The sequence below is a fragment of the Oxynema mangrovii CENA135 genome (assembly GCF_016632315.1).
Classification (GTDB): Bacteria; Cyanobacteriota; Cyanobacteriia; order Cyanobacteriales; family Laspinemataceae; genus Oxynema; species Oxynema aestuarii.
In genome coordinates this window covers 283,948-305,319 of record NZ_JAEOXH010000003.1, presented here as the reverse complement: position 1 = coordinate 305,319, position 21,372 = coordinate 283,948, and the positions used below count along the sequence as shown (strand labels likewise).

18 protein-coding genes and 2 pseudogenes are annotated in these 21,372 nt (G+C 51.4%); 10 read left to right on the top strand and 10 right to left on the bottom strand.

The annotated features are described in order from the left end of the window. Positions 1-4: 4 nt before the first annotated feature. Together JJD41_RS20990 and JJD41_RS20985 are read right to left on the bottom strand one after the other, a co-directional pair. On the bottom strand, positions 5-856 hold the full coding sequence (locus tag JJD41_RS20990) for a PD-(D/E)XK nuclease family protein (RefSeq protein ID WP_200669462.1): 852 nt from the start codon (positions 854-856) through the stop codon (positions 5-7). A 153-nt stretch (positions 857-1,009) separates the two neighbouring features. After that, entirely contained in the window at positions 1,010-1,600 is a 591-nt protein-coding gene (locus JJD41_RS20985) for a PAP/fibrillin family protein (protein ID WP_200669461.1), read from the bottom strand. 369 nt (positions 1,601-1,969) lie between these two features. On the opposite strand from JJD41_RS20985, the gene JJD41_RS20980 reads away from it, so the two are divergent. Both JJD41_RS20980 and mraY read left to right on the top strand, forming a co-directional pair. Beyond that, a complete protein-coding gene (locus JJD41_RS20980) occupies positions 1,970-2,206 on the top strand; it encodes a DUF3134 domain-containing protein (protein WP_200669460.1) in 237 nt (78 codons plus the stop codon). Positions 2,207-2,345: 139 nt separating this feature from the next. Then, positions 2,346-3,440: a phospho-N-acetylmuramoyl-pentapeptide-transferase gene (gene mraY, locus JJD41_RS20975; RefSeq protein ID WP_200669459.1), complete on the top strand. Its 1,095-nt coding sequence runs from the start codon at positions 2,346-2,348 to the stop codon at positions 3,438-3,440. Between the two features lie 25 nt (positions 3,441-3,465). Here the strand turns inward: mraY and JJD41_RS25060 are convergent. Continuing rightward, positions 3,466-3,708, bottom strand: a pseudogene (locus JJD41_RS25060) (RNA-guided endonuclease TnpB family protein); the annotation flags it as partial. Between the two features lie 40 nt (positions 3,709-3,748). Further along, positions 3,749-4,303: an RNA-guided endonuclease InsQ/TnpB family protein gene (locus JJD41_RS25055; protein ID WP_234489038.1), complete on the bottom strand. Its 555-nt coding sequence runs from the start codon at positions 4,301-4,303 to the stop codon at positions 3,749-3,751. Here JJD41_RS25055 and JJD41_RS25050 point away from each other — a divergent pair. After that, a complete protein-coding gene (locus JJD41_RS25050; RefSeq protein WP_234489146.1) occupies positions 4,278-4,640 on the top strand; it encodes a hypothetical protein in 363 nt (120 codons plus the stop codon). The genes JJD41_RS25055 and JJD41_RS25050 overlap by 26 nt on opposite strands. Positions 4,641-4,664: 24 nt before the next feature. On the opposite strand, the pseudogene JJD41_RS25045 reads toward JJD41_RS25050, so the two are convergent. Then, positions 4,665-4,742 (bottom strand): annotated as a pseudogene (locus JJD41_RS25045) (helix-turn-helix domain-containing protein); the annotation flags it as partial. Between the two features lie 368 nt (positions 4,743-5,110). Between JJD41_RS25045 and JJD41_RS20965 the strand changes: the two are divergent. The 4 genes from JJD41_RS20965 (at position 5,111) to JJD41_RS20950 (ending at position 9,833) form a co-directional block, all read left to right on the top strand. Next, positions 5,111-6,310 (top strand): glycosyltransferase, encoded by a 1,200-nt coding sequence (locus tag JJD41_RS20965; protein WP_200669458.1) that lies wholly within the window; start codon positions 5,111-5,113, stop codon positions 6,308-6,310. Between the two features lie 163 nt (positions 6,311-6,473). After that, a complete protein-coding gene (locus JJD41_RS20960) occupies positions 6,474-7,331 on the top strand; it encodes a calcium-binding protein (RefSeq protein WP_200669457.1) in 858 nt (285 codons plus the stop codon). A gap of 178 nt (positions 7,332-7,509) precedes the next feature. Beyond that, positions 7,510-9,252 carry a calcium-binding protein gene (locus JJD41_RS20955; protein WP_200669456.1) on the top strand — a complete coding sequence of 581 codons (1,743 nt, stop codon included), beginning with the start codon at positions 7,510-7,512 and terminating at the stop codon, positions 9,250-9,252. A 155-nt stretch (positions 9,253-9,407) separates the two neighbouring features. After that, a complete protein-coding gene (locus tag JJD41_RS20950) occupies positions 9,408-9,833 on the top strand; it encodes a hypothetical protein (RefSeq protein WP_200669455.1) in 426 nt (141 codons plus the stop codon). 35 nt (positions 9,834-9,868) lie between these two features. Here the strand turns inward: JJD41_RS20950 and JJD41_RS20945 are convergent, their stop codons facing one another. From JJD41_RS20945 to JJD41_RS20935, 3 genes are all read right to left on the bottom strand, one after another. Continuing rightward, a complete protein-coding gene (locus tag JJD41_RS20945; RefSeq protein WP_200669454.1) occupies positions 9,869-11,041 on the bottom strand; it encodes an RNA-guided endonuclease InsQ/TnpB family protein in 1,173 nt (390 codons plus the stop codon). Between the two features lie 241 nt (positions 11,042-11,282). Then, positions 11,283-12,137 carry a ribosome biogenesis GTPase YlqF gene (gene ylqF, locus JJD41_RS20940; protein WP_200669453.1) on the bottom strand — a complete coding sequence of 285 codons (855 nt, stop codon included), beginning with the start codon at positions 12,135-12,137 and terminating at the stop codon, positions 11,283-11,285. Positions 12,138-12,249: 112 nt separating this feature from the next. Next, positions 12,250-12,660 (bottom strand): universal stress protein, encoded by a 411-nt coding sequence (locus JJD41_RS20935; RefSeq protein ID WP_200669452.1) that lies wholly within the window; start codon positions 12,658-12,660, stop codon positions 12,250-12,252. A gap of 192 nt (positions 12,661-12,852) precedes the next feature. Between JJD41_RS20935 and JJD41_RS20930 the strand changes: the two genes are divergently transcribed. Beyond that, positions 12,853-14,058, top strand: a complete 1,206-nt coding sequence (locus tag JJD41_RS20930) for a phosphoglycerate kinase (RefSeq protein WP_200669451.1) — start codon at positions 12,853-12,855, stop codon at positions 14,056-14,058. Between the two features lie 142 nt (positions 14,059-14,200). Here the strand turns inward: JJD41_RS20930 and rpsU are convergent, their stop codons facing one another. Both rpsU and JJD41_RS20920 read right to left on the bottom strand, forming a co-directional pair. Further along, positions 14,201-14,407: a 30S ribosomal protein S21 gene (gene rpsU, locus JJD41_RS20925; RefSeq protein WP_168567614.1), complete on the bottom strand. Its 207-nt coding sequence runs from the start codon at positions 14,405-14,407 to the stop codon at positions 14,201-14,203. A 130-nt stretch (positions 14,408-14,537) separates the two neighbouring features. Beyond that, the gene (locus JJD41_RS20920) at positions 14,538-14,855 is read right to left on the bottom strand and encodes an RNA recognition motif domain-containing protein (protein WP_168567615.1); all 318 of its coding nucleotides are present in this window, start codon (positions 14,853-14,855) and stop codon (positions 14,538-14,540) included. A gap of 991 nt (positions 14,856-15,846) precedes the next feature. On the opposite strand from JJD41_RS20920, the gene JJD41_RS20915 reads away from it, so the two are divergent. Further along, a complete protein-coding gene (locus JJD41_RS20915) occupies positions 15,847-18,552 on the top strand; it encodes a two-partner secretion domain-containing protein (RefSeq protein ID WP_200669450.1) in 2,706 nt (901 codons plus the stop codon). A 37-nt stretch (positions 18,553-18,589) separates the two neighbouring features. Next, entirely contained in the window at positions 18,590-21,337 is a 2,748-nt protein-coding gene (locus JJD41_RS25815) for a CHAT domain-containing protein (RefSeq protein ID WP_370583913.1), read from the top strand. Positions 21,338-21,372 lie beyond the last annotated feature (35 nt).

Below are 21,372 nucleotides of genomic sequence, written 5' to 3'. Positions count from 1 at the left end.
CTGTTTAAAAGTCGTCATTTCTTTCTTCGTCCCACATATAAGTTTCTGGAATATCCTCTAAATCCCAACTCATTTCAGAACCACTTGAACCGCGATCGCATCGGCGCGCAAACGGACAAAACTGACAAACTTTTGAATCCTCAGCCACTTTCGGAAATGAGCTTTCCGATGAATAATTTTCCAACCATTCCGTCAACTCCGCCACCCGGCGATCGAGATCTTGACGAGTTTGTTCGTGTTGGCGGCGATCGTATTGAAAAAATAACTTTTGCGGCGTCATTTGGCGATCGCTTTTACGGTTCGACCACGCCACGGACTGCACGAACCAATAAGTCATCGAAATTTGTTCCGGTTGATAATCACTCGTCTCCGCTAAAACAAACGGATACAGCCGCGTTTGCCAATTATGTTGAAGGCGCGATCGATCTTTGGCTAAAGGATAAGTTTTCCAATCAAAAATTTGCGCCCGATCCTCCTGTTCGACCAACAAATCGTAAATCACCACAATTTCGCACCGATCCAAACTCAAAACTCGACTGTGTTCTGCTTCTCGAAACAGCGATCGCCCTTCCAGATTGTTACTCTTTAAAATATCTGGAACCGCATCGATTAACGCCTCGTAGCATTGTTTCATTTTGCGATCGCCCGCAAATAAAACCTCGACGGGCAACCCCAACTCGCGCTGTTGCATCAACAAGTGAAACCGACGCCCCCACTCCATTCGTTCTTTTTGCTTCGGAGGAATTGGCGAAGATAAATTATCGAGATAACTCAGTTTAAATTTACGCGCGCAAGTTTCCAGAACGTTGAGTTTTCCTTGAGACAATCTGATGTTTACTGGAGCAGAATAAATCATGTATGGCGATTTTAGATTTTAGCTTTTAGATTCTAGCTTTTAGATTGAGATAGTAATACTTCGGTCCAGTGTTTCTCAGCAGCGCTTCAAACACTCGCCCTGAAGACTCAAATCTTTTCACTTTTCACTCTTCACTAAAAGAGAGTCATTTCCCTATTCCTTCGTCAACACAAAAACACTCCCTTCATTCCCCCGGGCAATGCGTAAATCTTCATCGAGATAAGTAATATCGATCCAACCGCGACGAGTTTGGGAATTGATTTTAAAATCGAGGGCTAAAAACTTGCGATCGCCCTCAATTTCTTCAATCAAGCGATCGGGGGATTGATAACCGATCGCCCGTTGTAAACCGACAATCGAGCGTAAAAACTTGACCGCCACTCGGCGATCGGAAATGGCTTCAAATTCTGCAATTACAGCGATCGCCCCTTCCAGAAAAGGCAAACTGGCAACTTCGGCAATATTGTAAATTTTGCCGCGATCGATGCGAACACATTGATAAATTTCGCGCAAACTTGTTAACGGGAAGCGATCGATTCCTAAAAGCTCTTGGCTGGTCGTGTAGCGCAGACGCCAATTACCATCGAGTAAAACTTTCGCCGATTCTAAAGGACGCGGGTTCGGATTGCGGTCTTCCAATTGAGAAACCAACGCCAGAATGGCGAGATTGTCTGATTTCGTAGCGAGTAAACCGCGATTTTTAGCGGCGATCGCACTGAGTAAATCGAGTTTTCCGACAGTCATCAGTTTTGCCCTAACCCTGAGTCATACCGTATTGTTAAAAGTTTATCCCATTATTCCATTATCGATTGGCAATGCCGAGCGCCCGCCGAACGCCCAATCCAACTCGGAATCCCGTGCGATCGTCTTCCGGTCAACCCAGATCCCCCCTCGAACAGGTAAAATGACCGCGATCGTCGTTTTCCGTAAGAAAGTAGCGTTTTCCATCCTCAAACGATCTAATGTTCCCCAGCGCATTTGTGACGGTTTCGATTCCCGGTTCCCCGAACGCTTATCATAGAGTTGTCGATCCGACTCGCCGATTAGCCGTTGCCATTGATTGACAGCGAGCCATTTCTAGAGTTCCATTAGTTTTAATCTCAGGAGCGTTAGATGTACAACCCCTCTTTACGCGAAGAACCTCGCAACAAAACGGCGGATGTGATTCCCCTCAAACAAGAAGTTTCGATTTTAGATTGGTTGGAATCGACCGGACGGTTGATTGCTCGCGAAGAGACTGAAAAAGATTTTCTCGAAGAAGAAGAAGAAATCTCGGAGTTGATGTCGGGGGACGATAACTCTTACGACGACATGGACGACGACTCCAGCTCTGACGAAGACGACGTTTAAGCTCGTTCGGGGAAGGTCGATCGCCCCGTCGATCGATCTTCCCCACAATGGTAACTGTAATTGTAATTAACCCTCGGACTGACCGGAGATGCACGGAGCGTCTTTGGATCTAAATGGTGTGGAGTAGGAGTGAAAGCCCGTGGATGCAAAATTATTCTCCGTGAAATCGTTAACCCTCTCGGGAACTCGTTTATTTTGGCTGCTGGCGATCGCACTGACGGCGATCGCCTTTATTTTCGATGTTGACTTAAAAACCACCGTCCTCGGGGGGCGATCGTTATTACTCCCCCTGCTCTTATCTAGCGTCGCCACCGCCGCTTTGGGGTCTTGGGTGATTCCCATGCTCGTTCGCCTCAAAACGGGACAAGTCATCCGCGAAGACGGTCCCCAAGCACATTTAAAAAAAGCAGGCACCCCCACAATGGGCGGGGTCTTTTTTATCCCCGTCGCCGTCCTGATCGGGTCGATGTGGTCTGGTTTTAGCCCCGAAGCCCTGGCGGTCTGCGCCCTCACCGTCACCTATGGCTTTATCGGTTGGCTGGACGACTGGCAAATCTTGCGCCTGAAATCGAACAAAGGCATCTCGCCGAAAATGAAACTCGGGTTACAAGTTCTGTTCGGCGCCCTCTTCTGCCTCTGGTTGGCCTTGACGCAACCGTCAACGTTGAGCGCGATCGCCCTTCCCTTCGGCATCGTGTTACCCTTGGGATTCCTCTTTTGGCCGATCGCCGAATTCGTCCTCGTCGCCGAAAGCAACGCCACCAATTTAACCGACGGCGTAGACGGGTTGATGGGGGGAACCGGGGCGATCGCCTTTCTCGGATTAGCCGCATTAGTCGCCCCGACTCACCCAGATTTAGCCTTATTGTGCGCCTGTTTTAGTGGCAGTTGTCTCGGTTTTGTCGCCCACAACCGCAACCCCGCCCGCGTATTCATGGGCGATACGGGTTCCCTCGCCTTGGGAGGCGCCTTGGCGGCGATCGCCCTGACCACCAACACCCTTTGGGGATTGTTTCTCATCAGTGGTCTTTTCTTTGTCGAATCCCTCTCCGTCATCGCCCAAGTTTTATATTACAAAGCCACCAAAGGTCCCGATGGCATCGGCAAGCGCCTGTTAAAAATGGCGCCTTTGCACCATCATTTAGAGCTTTCCGGTTGGTCCGAGTTAGAAATTGTCGGCAGCTTTTACGGTATCAGTATGGTGGCGATCTTTTTAGCCTTACTCTTGCAGTGACATCCTCCCGACGCTGAATCAAAGATTACAGCGCGGGCTTCCCAACCTCACAATTGGGTGTTCGGGCCCCACGCCACTTATCTAGGTCATCGACCCCCGACAGACCGACTTGACAGGCGGTTTCCGTTCCCCAGAGTCCCTGGGTTACTACGTTTTCTTGTCCACGATGCAAAACCATCTCTGCTGCAGCACGGTCACGATGAGTCCGATACCCACACTCAGAACAATGATGCTCTCTGACTTCCAACCCTTTGCTCACCGTAGCAAAGCAGGATGGACAAGTTTGACTGGTGCCGTTGGGATTGACTTTAGCAAAGTAGACCCCAACGGCACCAGCACACCCATTCCGTCAGAGACAGAAATTGTCCGAAGGCAACATCTACACAATCTTTTCGCAACATCCCTCGCGTCAAGCCTTTGACGTTGAGGTCTTCTGCAAAGATGGTTTGTGCCCGGTTGCAAAGCTGATGAGCCGTCTTCAGATGGAAGTCTTTACGACGGTTCGCAATTCGATGGTGCATTCTAGCCACTTCGATTTGTGCTTTCTCCCAGTTTTGAGAACCCTTCTGTTTTCGAGCCGCTCTGCGTTGCAGCAATTTCAGCTTGCGTTGCATCGACTTGAAAAACTTAGGGCGCTCTTGGAAAGAGCGATCGGAAGCGGTCAAGAATCGCTCCAATCCCAGGTCAATCCCAATTGCCCGACCATGAACCGGAACATCGGGAACCGATATATCCGATTCAATGGTGACGACAACGTACCATTGCGTCCCCCGTACCTTGGACAGTACCCTTACCTGTATCCCCCCAACCCCCCTTTGAAAGGGGGGCGAAGGGGGGATGCAGGTCGATCGGCACTTCCCCAATCTTTGGCAACTTGATTATGAAGCCATTGATGGGATTGTTCTTGAACTGGGGAAACACAAAGGATTTGAATTGACCGAATTTTTTGAAACGCGGGAATCCATATCCCCGTTTCTGAAAGACTTCCCAGGTATCGTGCAGTCTACGAATCGTAGTCTGCAACACCTGAGAATGCACCTTACCCAAGTGCGGGAATTGCTTCTTTGCTTTGGGCAGGTTGTTCTGCTGACGATGGTAAGACGGGAATGGCTCATCGGCGCGAATGATGTATTCCTTTTCCAGCGAGCATCGGTCTACCTGACACTTACGAGAAGCAATCCAGTCTTTGAGTTCGCGTAAAGCGTAGTTATATACGCCTCGGCACGTCTCAAGCCACGACCGCAGTTCAGTCTGCTGTACGACATTTGGATAGATTCGGTAAGTGTAGTTCGTGGTCAGCATAGCCGGAGTTTACCAAAGGCTATAGCTGCCTGTAAATGCTGGTCTCATCCCCATCGTAGGGCTTGGCCCTTCCCGTAGGGTGGGGATGAGACTTTTCAAGGGGAGTCCATGGATCCCGACGCTGATGCTTCGCATACAGCGCGGGACTTATAGCTCCCCGAACCCCTCAAAAGTTAATTGCGAGTTCGACAAGTTTTCGATCGCGGGTTGCCACTGGCGACCCTTTTTTTTATTCTCAATCCCTCCATTCTTGTCCCAGTGATACGCCTCTGGCGTCGCTTTGCTAACGCGAAGTCTCTACCTTTACTCCCTTAACTTTCTCGTTAAAATAGAACTATCTAACTCCTAGAAAAATTTTCAAACTAGCAATGGTCAAACTCAGTTTGTGCGCGATCGTCAAAGATGAAGAAGCCTGTATCGGTCGATGTCTCGATAGCGTTAAAGAGGTCGTGGATCAAATCGTCATCCTCGATACCGGATCGCGCGATCGCACCGTCGAAATTGCCCGAGACTATGGCGCTCAAATCGAACATTACCAATGGAATGACGATTTTGCGGCGGCCCGTAATGCCGCCTTGCAATATGTTACCGGAGACTGGGTCTTAGTCCTCGATGCCGATGAGATTTTACATCCAGAAATTGTCCCGCAATTACAAGAAGCGATCGCCAGCGATCGGCATTTAGCCATCAATCTCGTCCGTCAAGAGATCGGCGCCAAACAATCGCCTTATTCTCTCGTTTCCCGGTTATTTCGACCTTTACCGGAAATCCGATTTAGTCGTCCTTACCATGCTTTAATTGACGATAGCGTTGCAGAGTTCATGGTGCAACAGCCCGATCGCTGGGAAATTGGATATTTAAGTTCGGTGGCGATCGTTCACGACGGGTATCGACCGGAGGCGATCGCCGCCCGCGATAAGTTATCTCGGATTCGTAAAGCAATGGAACGGTATTTATCCGAACATCCGGATGATGCCTACACTTGCAGCAAACTCGGCGCCTTATACGTTCAGAATGGAGAAATAGAAGCGGGCTTAAAGTTATTAAAAAAAGGATTAAAACAAGAAAAACATCTCGATCGCCTCTTACGTTACGAACTGCACTATCATGCGGGAATTGCTTTGAGCAAACAGCAAAGAATCGGCAAAGCAAAATCCCATTACGAAGTGGCGATCGCCCTCAACATTTTACCTGCTTTAAAAATTGGCGCTTATAATAACTTGGGCAATTTGTACATGCAAACGGGAGATTTAACCGGAGCGATCGCCGCTTACGAACGAGTGTGGCAAATCGATCCAAATTTACCGATCGCCCATTTTAATTTAGGCTTGGCTCTCAAAGAAAAAGGGAAAATCAACGAGGCGATCGCCGCTTACTATCACGCGATCGAACTCGACCCCACCTATGCGGAAACTTATCAAAATATCGCTGTAATTTTATTGAAAAACGGCAAAGTTTTCGAGAGTTTAGACCATTTTCGCAAAGCGATCGCCCTCTACGAACAGCGCGATTCCCCCGCCGGAAGCGAACTGCGAACTACCTTAAAAGAAATGGGATTTAAAATTTAAACCCTAATTTAACATCCCCGTTTTTACAACTCGCCATTTATTGCCAAGAGCGCCGAACGGTCCGACCATCTGGCAACTCAATCGCTCTCCAGTTAGGATAGGAACGATTCGCGATCGACGAGTCAAATTCCTATCCTTTTTTACTTTAAGGAAGATAAAAATCGTGGTCAATTCTTCATTTAATTTTAATAATTCTCCGGCGATCGCCCCCCTCAATACCGAGGAAATACCCCTCACCAATGAGGACTTTTTCGACTTGAGCGACGATCCCGAAAATCCCGACAATATCCAACTCAATCTCGACCAGATCGCCGCCTTTGTCGGCGGATTGCGTGCCTTCTCCGGTAACGATACCGTGCGCGGCGCCGACTCCGCAGAAATCATGAACGGCAATGCGGGACTCGATCTCCTCTTCGGCGGCGGCGGTAACGACCTCCTACGCGGCGGACGGGGCGGCGACGAAGTCTTCGGCGAACTCGGGAACGACGTTCTCAACGGCAATCGCGGCGACGATATCGTCGTCGGCGGCGAGGGAAACGATATCGTTCGCGGCGGACAAGATTTTGATTTACTCGTCGGCGAAGCCGGAAATGACGTATTAATCGGCGATTTCGGACAAGATGCTTTAGTGGGCGGCGGCGATCGCGATTTGTTCGTCCTGCGAACCGACACCACCGACCTCAATCCCTTCGGTACCGATATTATTATCGACTTCGACCCGACCCAAGACACGATCGGACTCACCGGAGGCATTTCCGCCGAAAACCTCCGGTTTCAGGCGATTTCCGTCAATCTTTCCAGCGAGATCGCCAGTCTCGACCCCGAATTACTGCAAAAATTGTTAACCGTCGCCGGAGTCAGCCAAGCGCAACTCGATCCCAACGGCGACGGAGTTCTCGAAGGCACCTTAATTCAAAGTCTCGATTCCGGAACCTTCTTAGGTGCCGTCTTAAATACCACCGCCGACGCCTTGACCGGGCATTTTGCCGCCGTGGACGAGAATATCTTACTGCAAGGGTAGCGGCGATCGCCCCTACCTCGCCGCGATCGCCAGGATTGTCGGATCCCAAAGCTGTCTTTTTAAGGCAGGGTTCCAAGCCGAAAACTTTCGTTGGCCTTGATAAACTGAGAGGGAACAAACCCGGTTACCTATTTTTGGGTGGCGATTTCTCAACATTGGATGTCGGAGTATAGCGGTTATGCCAGAAGGAATTCTCGAAGACGATCTCAACTGTCCCTGTCCGGAACGGGCACAGGATGATACCGTCGATTCCGGGTCTTCCGGTGGCGTCCCTCCAGGAGGGTTCGGCGAAGACGATTTTCTCGATTTAACCGACGACGCGACCGACCCCGACGATGAAGGTCTCGCCCCAGGAGAACTCAACGATCGCCCCGGTGGGGTGCGCGCCCTCGCGGGAGACGATACCGTTACCGGGTCGCGATCGGATGAAGTCATCAACGGCAATACCGGGAATGACCTTCTCCTCGGCGGATCCGGTAACGATACCTTGCGCGGCGGTCGCGATAACGACCTCATCGACGGGGAAGACGGCGACGACGACCTCAACGGCAATGTCGGCGACGATCGCGTATTTGGCAGCAATGGAGACGATATCATTCGCGGCGGTCAAGATGACGACCTCCTCGATGGCGGCGAGGGAAACGACACCCTCAGTGGGGATTTCGGACAAGATTTGTTAGTTGGCGGTCCGGGAGACGACCTTTATATCCTCAGGACCGAAACCTCGGGTAGCAGCCTCAGTAGTGTCGATATTCTCGTCGATTACAATCTCGATGGTATCGATGAAATTGGCTTGACAGGCGGCATTCAAGAAAATGACCTCCAATTCGAGCAAATCCAGTTAGACGGCACCGATCCACAGGTGGGCAGCAGTTCGGGCGTTCTCATCCGCGTCGAAGATACGGGGGAATTATTGGGCTTCGTTCCCGGGGCGACCGAAACGGATTTAGATTTTGTCGAAATTCCCGATAGTTTTATCAACCCCCCTGCCCCTGCACCGCCACCACCGCCGCCGGGTTCGCCCCCCGCGCCACCACCGCCGCCACCGCCGCCGGGTTCGCCCCCCGCGCCACCACCACCGCCGCCACCGCCGGGTTCGCCTCCCGCGCCGCCTCCGCCGCCGCCAGAAGAACCGGGATTTGACGATCCGAACTTTTTCGATTTGAGTAACGATCCGGAGAATGGGGATAATGTTACTCTCGGCGAGGGAGAGTTAGACGCGACCCCGGGAGGTTTGCGGGCTCTCAACGGAGACGATACCGTGGTCGGATCGGCGTCGAGCGAAAATATGAATGGCAATGTCGGTTCGGATGTTTTATTCGGCGGCGACGGAAACGATACCTTGCGCGGCGGTAGCGATAACGATCGCCTCTTCGGTCAACGCGACGACGATTTTATCCACGGTCACAAAGGCGACGATCGCCTGGTCGGCGGTTTGGGTAACGATTTCTTGCGCGGCGGTCAAGGCGGCGATTTGCTCGAAGGATCGGAAGGAAATGACACCTTATTGGGCGATCGCGGTCAAGACCTACTCGCAGGCGGTCCGGCGAACGATATCTTTGTTTTACAAACCGAATTCGCCGCAGGTTCTCTCGACGAAGCCGATATCATTCTCGATTTCAACCGCGCCGGGAATGACGCGATCGGTCTGACTCCGGGGGTGGTTCGCACGGAGTTAGTGTTAGAACCGATTACGGTTAACCTCAGTGGGTTTAATGTCGATGACCGCTTTGGGGGAGAAGGCGAAAGCGACATTCTCGCCGGACTGCTCCCCCAAAGTGTCGAGGGCGAATCCCAGGAGGTCAACGCCACCGTGATTAGAATTGGAGCAAGCGGCCCCTATTTAGGATTGGTCGTCGGTTCCGAACCGAGTCTGATCGGCTTTGTCGAGGTCGGGCCAGATGTTTTAATTCGCGGTTAGGATAGGGGGGAGGGCCAAGTATTTTCATCTGTGGTGCGGGCAACACGATCGCCTCTTTTAGGAGAGTAAGATGCCCGCTTTCACAGAAGTTTCCCACTCCCGAATCCCTCGATCTAAACTCTCAACTCTAAACTCTAAAATTGACGATCGCCCGATTGTTACTACTGTGTGTTTGCGTGTTGCTCGTGTCGGGATGTGGTGCAGTTCTCCATTCACCCCATCCCGAAAGTTCTCCTACGCCCGTGACGCAATCGGCGATCGCCAACCAAACTCCGGACGATCGCGCCCCCACCAGCGAACCCGAAACCGGGGATTCTCTTTCAAATTTGGCCTATCTTTCCGGAAAAATGAATAGTAATAAGGTGAAAGAACGCCTCATTTTACTATCGGTCAAATATGGAGTGGACACCGCAGTTATTGAAAAACTGTTAGAAACTTATTTATCAACTCACAACTCTTTTCGAGCGAATAGCAATTTTCAAAAAACTCTACTTGACTTAAGTAACACTCATCAAATCCCTCTAGAAAAAGTGGCGGGTTTAGTGATGGACTATCAAGATTGGCTCTCTTGTGGAAGGTGAACTACCCCAACCTGCGATCGCGAGGTTGGGGCTTCCTACCCATCAAACTGCGAAACGGTAGCGGTCTTGCGACCTCTACGATCTCGACTTACACTTGGGCGATAGGCGATCTCCCCCGTTCCAGAGGATATAATCCGCAGTCCTTCATCTCTGATATTTTTGGCCGCGTTGATGTCGCGATCGTGGTTCGTACCGCACTTTTCACACCGCCAACTCCTAAGATCGAGGGTCAGGCTTCTGACTTGATTTAGGCAGACATTACAAGTTTTAGAGCTAGGGAAAAAACGATCGACTTCTTGATATACTTTCCCTTCCCACTCACACTTGTATTTCAACAGGGTACAAAATTGACCCCAACCGACCTGACTAATTGCTTTAGCTAGATTGTGGTTTTTGACCATGTTCTTGACGGCTAAATTCTCCACACAAACAACTTGGTTTTCGTTGACTATCCTGCGCGATAGCTTATGGTGAAAATCTAACCGACAATCGGAAATCTTTTTGTGAACTCGGGCAACTTGCTTTCGAGTCTTGTTTCGATTATTAGAATCTTTTTCCCGTCTAGTTAATCGTTTTTGCTTCGCTTTTAAGTTACGTTCATGTTTATTAATCCACTTAGGGTTGTTGAATTTAGAACCATCACTGGTAATCGCAAAATGATTGATGCCAAGATCGATCCCAATCGCTTTTCCATCTGCTGACTTTTCAGGAGTTTCCTTCCCATCCTCGGCGACGATAGAAGCATAGTAATGCCCCTGAAAATTTCTAGAAACGGTTACCGTCTTGAGAGTTCCTTCTATTTCCCGATGGATTTTGGCATAAACCATCCCTATTTTGGGAAACTTCAAACCGTTTTCGACTAGAGAAACGTTTTGAGGATAACTAATGGACTGTTTCCCATGTTTTGATTTGAAAGTTGGGAAAGAAGCACGACCTTCAAAGAAATTGATGAACGCCCGAGATAAGTTGAGAGCTACCACCTGTAAGCACTGAGAATAAGGCTCTTTCATCCACTCGTATTCTTTCTTGAGATTCGTTATCTCTTTCTGAATAGCGAACCTAGAAAGACCTTTTCCTGTTGCTTTATAGGTTTGATTGGTTAGGTTCAGAGCATAATTCCAAGCAAAACGACAACACCCGAAACTTTGGGCTAAGTGCTGTCGTTGTTTTGCTGTAGGATAGATTCTGACTTTTGTTGCCCTCAACATTACCAGTAAAACTTTTATCGATAAATTTATTATGGCACAAAAAGATCGAACTTCATTCTAAGTTCGCTTTCATCCCCCATCTACTTCGTTGAGATGGGGGAATTCTCGCTCACGTCGGTTAAAAATGGAAGCACTGAAAGCGGGTAAGATGTCCGAGGAACGGCCCTCCTGTTGCCCTGACCAGAGATAGAGGGGAAATCTTGAGCTTTTGCCTGTTGCTTTTTGCCTGTTTCCTTCCAATTCAAATCGGTGGCAATTCCAGGGCGATCGCCCCGAGTAAGCCTTTGCGAAAATCGTTTAACAATTGGCGGGCAGCTCTTTCTACATCCCCTTGATAGCGACTTTCGGCGATCGCGTGGATATATTGCTCGCCGCTACTCGCAAACGGATCGGGGTCGTAACGAGATTTTAAAGTTTGAGCGGCTCCCATCCCGGGAAAACTATCGTCCATAAAACAAATTAACTCGACCAACTCGGCAGCCACGAGCAGATTCTCGTAAGCCGCATCGCCGATATCGTCGCAAATGGCTAATTTGACTGCCCCTTGGGGGTCGTCTAACTTCGTCGGAATCACTCCCGGCGCGTCGAGTAATTCTAATTCTTTAGAAATCTTTACCCAGCGTAGTTGACGGGTGACCCCGGGACGGCGCGCGCTTTCGACAACGCGCCGACCCAACAGGCGGTTAATCAAAGCCGATTTGCCGACATTGGGAAAGCCGATGACGACGGCGCGCACGGGACGGGGACGCATCCCGCGATCGCGCCGTCGCCGATTGACGCGATCGCTGACACTTTTTGCCGCTTGAGCCACGGCGCGCACGCCGTCACCCTGTTGGGCGTTGGTAAAATAGGGAGTTTCGCCGCGTTCTTCAAACCAGGTGCGCCACTCGTTTTCCACCACCTTCGGAATTGTATCCACCCGGTTAATCACCAAGACGCGCTCCTTGCTGCCGACCCATTCCTGGACTTGGGGATGGTGGGTGGTCAGAGGAATGCGAGCATCCCGGACTTCTAGCACGACATCGACGAGCTTGAGTTGTTCTTTGAGTTGCCGTTCGGCTTTGGCAATGTGACCGGGATACCACTGAATGGTCATAGATTCCGCAATTCGAGTAATTGAGATGCTGAAGTTCGAGGGTCGTACCGAGGATCGTCCCCAGGGACGGGCGATCGCGAAGCGTCTCCCCAGGAGAATCGCGCCACGGCGTTTAAGGTACGATTAACACCGGACAGGGAGATAAGTTAATCACGCGATTGGTCACGCTTTCAGATACTTCTTCCTCGATCAAACCGATCCCCCGACATCCCATAATAATCAAATCGGCATTGATTTCGTCGGCAACGTCACAAATCGCAAATGCAGGTTTTCCTTCGCGCTCGATCGTCTCGGCTTCGATCCCGGCTTGGGCAAACATGGATTGGGCGCTTTTGAGCAGTTCGGCGATCGCCTCGGGAGACATTCTCGGTTCGGGAGGGGCGTCCTCCCCTTCAATAGGCTTTTCCACCACCGAGAGCAGCACTAAACGCGAATTAAACTGCTTGACGATTTTGACGACGGTATCCGCCGCTTCGCGAGACTCGGGGCTTTGGTCGATCGGAAATAGAACGGTCTCAAACATAAGAACCCTCTGGAGGACACACTCTTCGATAAAATGTTTACGGCAAACAGTTAAATGGATTCAGTTCCATCCGCTCTCGAAGCGCGATTGCTCGCGTCTCGTGTCAAGACATCAGTTCCCACTGAGGAGCTAACGGTATAGTACCGATTTTGTAGAAAACAGACCAAAATAACGCAATAGAGAGGTAGATTTGTGGCCAAGAAAACTGTAGCAAATTTGTCGGCTTCCGACGTATCGGGCAAACGAGTTTTGATGCGCGCCGATTTTAACGTTCCTCTCGACGATGCAGGCAAGATTACGGACGATACCCGCATCCGCGCTGCGTTGCCGACGATTCAAGACCTCACCGGAAAAGGCGCCAAGGTAATTCTGTGCAGTCACTTCGGACGTCCTAAAGGTCAAGTCAATGAAAAAATGCGCTTGACTCCGGTAGCGGAGCGCCTCTCGGAATTGCTCGGTCAAGATGTGATTAAATGCGACGATTGCATCGGTTCCGGTGTGGCGTCGAAGCTCGAAGGCTTGGCAGACGGTCAAGTGGCCCTGTTGGAAAATGTGCGCTTCCACGCCGGAGAGGAGAAAAACGATCCGGAATTCGCCAAGCAGTTGGCTTCGGTGGCGGAGGTTTACGTTAACGATGCTTTCGGAACGGCCCACCGCGCTCATGCTTCGACGGAAGGGGTGACCAAATATCTCAGCCCCAATGTGGCGGGCTTTTTGATCGAGAAGGAATTGCAATATTTGCAAGGGGCGATCGAAAATCCGCAAAAGCCCTTGGCGGCGATTATCGGCGGGTCTAAAGTGTCGAGTAAAATCGGCGTGATCGAAACGTTGCTGGAGAAATGCGACAAACTCTTCCTCGGCGGCGGGATGATCTTCACCTTCCTCAAGGCGCGCGGGATTGGCGTCGGTAATTCTTTGGTGGAAGAGGATAAGTTGGAGTTGGCGCGATCGCTCGAAGCCAAAGCGAAAGAACGCGGCGTCGATTTACTGTTGCCGACGGACGTGGTGATTGCCGACAAGTTCGCGGCGGATGCCAATACCCAAACGGTGACCGTGGAAAACATCCCCAACGGCTGGATGGGGTTAGATATCGGTCCGGACTCCGTGAAGGCGTTCCAAGAAGCCCTGGCGGACTGCAAGACGGTGATCTGGAACGGTCCGATGGGTGTGTTTGAAATGGAAAAATTCGCTCAAGGTACGGAGGCGATCGCCCATACTTTAGCCGAACTGACCCCGAAAGGCACGACTACGATTATCGGTGGTGGCGACTCCGTGGCGGCTGTCGAAAAAGTCGGCTTGGGCGAAAAAATGAGCCACATTTCGACGGGGGGCGGCGCCAGCCTCGAACTGCTCGAAGGTAAGGTGCTTCCCGGTATTGCGGCGTTAGATGATGCTTAATTAAGCTTTTGTAGGGGCGGTTCGCGAACTGCCCCTACAAAAAATGCCAAAAAAATGCCAAAAAAAAGTGCGATCGCCCTTCCCGTCGGGAATGATCCGTCCGGGCGATCGCCACTTTCCATCGAGAAGCAATTGCTACAAACTAACTGCGAAAACCTCTACGGCGGTTGCGAAGTCTACGCCGTTCTCTTTGTCGCGCAATTTCCTTGCGCTTGCGCTTTTCGGCTGGGGTTTCAAAATGGCGGTTCTTTTTCATGTCCGCAAAAATTCCAGCCCCGGAAACTTTACGCTTGAATCGGCGTAAAGCAGACTCTAAATGTTCGTTATCACCCAGAATCACTTGGGTCATTTAACATCCTCCCAGTTTGATGTGAAACTCATCGGACGAGCTTTCAGGTTCGAGCAAAAAAGACGAGGACAGGGTCAATTCCCTGTCCTGCCTCAGACCTGAGAATCTAGTTGAGTTTGCCCCTCAGAACTTAGTAGCGACGGGAGAAATTGCGGCTTTTCCCGCCCCAGTTACCGCCGCCGCCACCACCGGAGGAGCGCTTGTCGGTGCGGGGTTTGGCCTTGTTCACCTTGAGGGTGCGCTCCATCCACTCAGCTTCATCCAAACTTTCGATCGCTGCGTCTTCTTCTTCTTCGGTTTCCATTTCGACGAAGGCAAAACCGCGTACTCGTCCGGTTTCGCGATCGACGGGCATGTGAACTCGCTTGACCGAGCCGTATTCTGCAAAAACACTGTTGAGATCGTCTTCCGTGACTTGGAAGGAAAGGTTACCGACGTAAACCGTCATGAACTTACCTCAGAAATTAAATAGGGTGTGGAGATTTGAAATTCGGAGGTAAGTCTACAAATCTGACACTAAACAGAAACAAGTCTTCTAATGCGAGCAAGAACTCAGCCACCGATATCTAATCTAAGAACTCGATCCTACCACAGCAATCTTGGCTCTGGCAAGATAAGGGGTTGAAATTTTAGATTTTAGATTTTAAATCTAAGATTTATTTTTATCTCGATGTCCCTCGAATTGCCAAGAGGAAGGAGGAGCGATTTGTTGTAACATTCATCATTTATAGCGAGTTTTTCTTAAAATGGCTCCTTTTCGATCGCCAGTCCCTCGTCGGCGATCGCCTCCCCAGATCGATCTCACTTGGTAAAACACCGATCTCACTCGGGCGATCGGCTTTAAAATTTCAATGTCTGTCCCCTGCTGAGTTGAAAAGCGAATTCTTTCATCAATTAAGACTGAAGCTTTTGGAGACCTAGCGTATTACGTAAAACAACAGGGTAGGCATAGGTAAAACAGCTAAAAATAAATTTCTCTCCTTGCAAAGTTTTGGTATATTTTTACCGTCGATACAATAGTTTTTAAGCCATTATTAGTAAAGATTTATGAAGGATTCTTGTATTGAGACGATCCCTGTTCTGTCCTTCCAGGACAACCCTTATCTTGACTTTATTCTAGAACTTTTACCGGGTTGGCGATCGCGACGGATTTTCCGAATAGAAGCTCAAAAATAGGGTCAACGCCGCCTAGATCTCTTCCGATCGGGGATCCGGAGATCGCTATCTCCGACAATGACATCAAGAGGGAAAAGTCGATAAAATACTATTTTTATATAGTATTCACGATGACCCCTCTAGAATAGCCATTTTTGATTCAACTCGGTCCTCCCCTAATTTTTGGTGGATAGGCTAGAATATTTTTACTGAAAAATCGACAAGCTGCGAATCTCCTGCGGCTCGATCTGGATTCTCTTTGTAAATATATTGCTTCTCTTGCCATGCGATCGCCTTGGTTTTCTCTAGCCGCTTGTTCGATCGCCCTGACCGCCACCCCGGGGCAAGCGCAACTGGTTCCCGACAATACCCTCGGCGCCGAAAACTCCCAAGTCGTCCCCACGGACGCCACCAGCGATCGCGTCGAGGGCGGCGCCGTGCGCGGAGCGAATCTTTTTCACAGTTTCTCACAATTTAATATCGACGACGGGCGATCGCTATACTTTGCTAACCCGACGGGCATCGAAACCATTTTCACTCGGGTCACCGGGGGCGAAACGTCGTCGATCCTCGGTACCTTGGGGGTTTTGGGCGACGCCAACTTATTTTTACTCAACCCCGACGGTCTCGTTTTCGGTCCGAACGCGCGCCTCGACTTGCGCGGGGCATTTGTAGCCACAACTGCCGCCGAAATCTTATTCGACAACGGCGAGGGATTCGGCGCGATCGCCCCGCAAAACGCGCCGTTACTGACCGTCAACGTTCCCACGGGCTTGCAATTTGGCAGCGATCGCGCGGCGATCGTCAATCGATCGCGCGTCACCGACGCAACCGGGGCGACGGTCGGCTTGCAAGTCGAACCCGGGCAAACATTGGGCTTATTCGGTGGCGATTTAACCCTCGACGGAGGCTATTTAACCGCCCGCCAGGGAGCGATCGCCCTCGGTAGTGTCGGCCCTGACAGCCAAATCGCCCTCGACGGCCTGACCCCGAGCTATACCAACGTCAACACTTTTAGTGATATCTCCCTCTCCGATCGCGCCTCGGTAAGTAGCAGTGGAGCGGGAGGCGGACGGATTGACGTGAGAAGCAGGCAACTCACTTTAAGCGGCGGCGCTCAAATCCAAGCGAATACCTTGGGGTCGCAACAGGGAGGAACCCTGACCGTCACCGCATCGGAACGAGTGGAATTGCGCGATCGCCTCGCCGACGGCACCCCCAGCGCCTTGCAAACCCGCGTCGAACCGGGGGCAACCGGAAGCGGCGGTAATTTGAGCGTCGATACTCGGGTGTTACGCATCGAAGGGGGCGCCCGGGTGGCGACCTCCTCCCTCTCGGAAACTCCAGTATCCGGCGGCAATCTCGCGATCCGGGCATCGGAGGCGGTGGAACTGCTCGGAATCGGCCAGTTTCCCAACGGCACCCCGGCACCCTCGCAAATCTCCGCCGTGACTGCCGGACCGGGTGATGCAGGCACGATCGCGATCGCCACGGGTCGGCTCACCGCCACCGACGGGGCGCAAGTGACCTCGGAAACCTTCAGTGCCGGGGATGCGGGAACGGTGAGAGTAACCGCCGAAGAAGTGAGATTGAGCGGGCGATCGCCCGACGGACTCGAACCCAGTGGGGTGCTAGCTCGGGTAAACCTCGGCGCCACGGGCAATGCAGGCAATTTAGAACTGTTCGTCGATCGCCTGCGCGTCGAAGGAGGGGCGCGGGTGGCGGCGTCTTCTCTCGGGGCGGGGAACGGCGGCAATATCGAGATTCGCGCTGCCGAAGCGGTCGAGGCGATCGGGTTTCTCACGTCTCTCGACGGCAGCCCCAACACGACTAACCCCTCACAAATTTCTGCGCTCACGACAGGAAGCGGTAACGCCGGAAACGTGGCGATCGCGACCCCCCAACTGCTAACCACTCGCGGCGCCCAAGTCGTCGCCTCCACCTTTGGCCGGGGAAACGCCGGAAGACTCACCGTGACGGGGTTTGAAGCCAACTCACCCGCCGAATCCGTCGTCGCGATCGGGCGATCGGCAGACAATCTACAACCCAGTGGCTTGCTGGCGCGGGTGGAGGTTGCCGAAGCCACCGGAAACGCCGAAGATATCACCGTGGTCGCCCGTCGGATCGCCGTTCTCGACGGGGCGCGACTGGCGGCAGCTTCCCGAGGGATCGGCAATGCGGGTAACGTGCGCTTGCAGGTCTCACGATCGCTCGAAGTCGCCGATGGCGGCGAAATCAGCGTGCGCGGCTTGGACAACGGCAGTCCGGGCAATTTGGAGATTGCAAGCATTCCCGGCGAGGGGCAAGCCGACGTGAGTCTGACCCGGCGGGGTTCCTTGGCGGCGGCCTCGGAAAACGGGCAGGGGGGCAGCATCGCGATTCGCGCCCGGGATATCTTCGTGCAGGAAGACAGCCAGATCCTGGCCACGGGCAGTGCAAGTGGCAATCCGACGTTAGAAGGGAATATCGATTTAGAAAGTGAGATTTTGTTGTTGCGCGATCGCAGCTTCCTGGGAACCGACGCCGCCAATCCCCAAGGAGGCAGCAACGTCCGGATCGGGGCGCGAACGACGTTTGTTTCTCCCGACAGCACGATCGTCGCGGCGGGGGATCTTACATTAGATATTGAGTTGGAAGTCGATCCGGCGCAGGTCTCCGAGGTCGAAGTTGTCGATCCGGAAGCGCTCATCGCCCAAAACCCTTGTAGACAAGGGGGAGAGAGCGAATTTGTGGTGACCGGGCGCGGCGGAGTACCCGCCAATCCCGGCGATCCCCTCCTCGGGGATTTATCTCATGTCGATCCGATCGAACTGTCGCCCCCGAGTGCTCGACCCGAGGCGATCGCCCCTCCGGAAACGATCGATCGCGATCCGGCGATCGTGGCGGCGCAAGGATGGCGCTTGGACGAACGAGGGCGCGTGGTTCTCACTGCAGGCAAGACCGGGGCCGAGTTAAACTGGGTCAACCCCCTGCCGGGATGCAACAATTAACGATAAATCCATGAGGTTCGATAGAGGGCGATCGATCGTGAAACGACGGATTTTTATCGCGGGGCTGCTGCTTTTTTCGCTCCTCTTGCCAGTGGCCACCCACCGGGCGATCTCCAAAACGCCCGTGGTAACTGAGATCCAGGCGCAAGCTGACGGCTTCCAACTCGGCGAAGACGCCCGACAATTTTATCGATCGCGGCAATACGATCGCGCCGTCCGTCGCTGGGGAGAAGCGATCGATGCTTTTGCCCGTCGGGGCGATCGCCTCAACCAAGCGCGATCGCTCAATAATTTATCCCTCAGTTACCAGCACCTCGGAGACTGGCAAAAAGCCCGTGAGGCGATCGCCGACAGCCTCGGGTTACTCGCCGGAACGACCCGGGAAGAAATAGACGCGATCGCCCATGCCTACCGGGTTCGAGGTCGTTTGCAATTGGCCCTCGGCAGGGCGGAAAATGCCTTAGAAAGTTGGCAGCAGGCGACCGAACTTTACAATCGCTTGGGCGATCGCGAAGCCGTCCGACGAACCGCGATCGATCGCGCTCAAGCCTTTAAACGGTTGGGCTTTTATCCCCGTTCTTGCGAGACAATTTTGAGTCTCCTCGACCTCGATGCGACCCGTTGCGAGGCGATCGGACGGCAAAAACCGGATGAATTGATATCCAAACTCGATCGCCTTGCCCCTACGGACTCGGATTTATTCGCATTAAAAGAATTGGGCGATCTTTTGGCGATCGTCGGTTATCCCAGACATGCCAAAGTTGTTCTTAATTATACCCTAGAAAAGTCTCAAACTCAACCCTATCTAGACCTGCAACCGAGTTTGCTATTAAGTTTGGGCAATACCCACCGGATTCTCGAACAAGTCGAACGGGCGATCGATCGTTATCAAACCGCAGAAATCAAAACTTCCGATCCCGTTTTAAAACTGCGTGCCCGTCTGAATCAATTGAGTTTGCAAGTCGCTGGCGATCGCCTCCAAAATTCCGCTATTTTATCCCCGATGAGTTTATCCAAAATTCGGGAAGACCTCGACCGACTGCCTCCGAGTTCGACGGCGATCGAATTACGGCTCAACTTGATTCACAGTTTGGCCTGTTTGCAAACTCAACATAACCCAGTGCCATTGGATTTAGCCTCTCCAATTTTCCGAGGATGCCACAGTGAAAATCAAAATAACTTTAAACTGACTCATTTGCCTTCGTGGGATGAGATTAAAAGGCAAGTGGAGATCGCCGATCGACAAGCTAAAAATATTGGAGATCCTAGATTACAGGCGCAAACTACGGGCTATGCCGGGGCGATCGCCCAACAGCAACAACAGTTAGAATTAGCAGAAACATTAACTAAAAATGCTTTACAAATTGCCGAAAGTTTGAACAGTCCCGAACTCGGTTATCGCTGGCAATGGCAGTTAGGAAGACTCGAAGCCATTAAAGGCGATCGCGATCGGGCGATCGCCGCTTATCGTTTGGCCTTTGAAAACTTACAAATCTTGCGCGGCGACTTAGTGGCGATTAATCCCGACATTCAATTTAATTTCCGCGATAGTGTCGAACCCGTCTATCGAGAATACGTAGATTTATTATTAAAACCCGAACGAGTTTCTCAAGCCAACTTAAAACAAGCGAGAAAGGCGATCGAAGCATTGCAGTTGGCCGAACTCAATGACTTTTTTCGCGAAGCCTGTTTGGATGCCAAACCCGAACAAATCGATCGGGTTGTAGACCAGGCACAAATCCCTTCGGCGGTGGTCTACGCGATCGTCTTGGCCGATCGCCTTGAAGTCATTGTCAAACTGCCTCAAAAACAAGAATTACAGCGCTATCGTACCTGGATTTCGCAATCGCAAATCCGCGAAACCTTAAATGAACTAAGCGATCGCTTGAGCGATCGCACGCGCCTCGCGATCGAGATTCAGGAACTCTCCCAGCAGTTTTACAATTGGTTAATTCGACCGGGAGAAAGTCTTTTAGAAGCGAATCCTATCAATACATTAGTATTCGTTTTAGACAGTCAACTTCGCAATCTACCGATGTCCGTCCTCCACGACGGCGATCGCTATCTGATCGAAAAATACGCGATCGCCCTCACCCCGGGATTGCAGTTATTAAATCCTCGTCCTCTGACCGAACTTGAACTGACCCCTTTAACCGCAGGACTCAGCGAAGAGAGAACCTTACAAGAGCGAAATTTAAAATTTTCTCCCCTTCCCAACGTGCCGATCGAACTGACTGAAATTGAATCAATTTTACCGAAAACAGAAACTTTATTAAATCGAGAGTTTGTAGCTTCAGAATTACAGGAAAAACTCAAACAAGCGAATTATAATATCGTTCATTTAGCCACTCACGGTCAGTTTAGTTCTAATTTAGAAGATACTTTTATTTTAACTTGGGATGCACTCCTGGATATCGATCGCTTGAATAACTTATTGGAACGCGATCGCGATCGTGCGGTCGGCGCGATCGAATTACTCGTCCTCAGTGCTTGCGAAACCGCCTCTGGAGACGATCGCGCCACCCTCGGGTTAGCCGGGGTCGCTGTCAAAGCAGGCGCACGCAGTACCTTAGCCACCTTGTGGTCCGTCAACGACGAATCCACTGCCCAGTTTATGGAGCAGTTTTATCGACAATTAACTCAAATACAAGCCAATCAAAATATCGGGAAAGCGGAAGTTTTGCGTCAAGCACAATTGTCTTTATTAGCTAACCGAGACCCCGATAAAAAATGGGAACGTCCTTACTATTGGGCGCCGTTTATTTTAGTCGGAAATTGGTTATAAACGATGCTATTTCAATTATAGAATTATTTGGGATG